Origin of the sequence: Chryseobacterium luquanense (assembly GCF_026460945.1) — a bacterium.
GTDB classification, from domain to species: Bacteria; Bacteroidota; Bacteroidia; order Flavobacteriales; family Weeksellaceae; genus Chryseobacterium; species Chryseobacterium luquanense.
The window spans coordinates 1-482 of sequence record NZ_JAOVZV010000050.1; the positions used below are offsets into that span (position 1 = coordinate 1).

General features: G+C 24.1%; 1 protein-coding gene. It reads left to right on the top strand.

Features of this window, described 5'->3' with window-relative positions:
* A partial coding sequence (locus tag OEA66_RS20420; protein WP_267283144.1) for a hypothetical protein occupies window positions 1-463 on the top strand: 463 nt, incomplete at its 5' end.
* Between the last annotated feature and the right edge of the window lie 19 nt (window positions 464-482).

Genomic DNA, 482 nt, shown 5'->3' on the forward strand with positions numbered 1-482 from the left:
ATATATATATTTAATCACATTAATATCATTTGGGAATTTATTTTATTCTCAAAAATTAGATAGTATAGAATTTACTAGCTCTAATTCAATTATTATTGGGAGTAAAATCAATGTGAAATTTCAGCCTTTAAAAAATAATAAAAAGGGCAAGGTAAAAGTAATGGTCAAAAATAAAGAAAATTATTTTACACGAAGAATTTCAGGAAATGATTATAGAAATATATCGCAATATATTTTAAATATAAAAGAACCTATTTATATTTTAGGCCAAGATTCTATAAGAACAACTTGTCTCGATGGATCATTTACTACCATTACAGCTTTTAAGGATAATATTAAAAAACAATATCATATGGACTGTATATCATATAAGGATAAAGATAATAATGAAAAAAAAGATTTTTGGAATGCCGCACGATTAATAATGGAAAAGATGAAAATGAAAATAGAAAACTTATATTGATTTCCCGCTACGCAAAGTC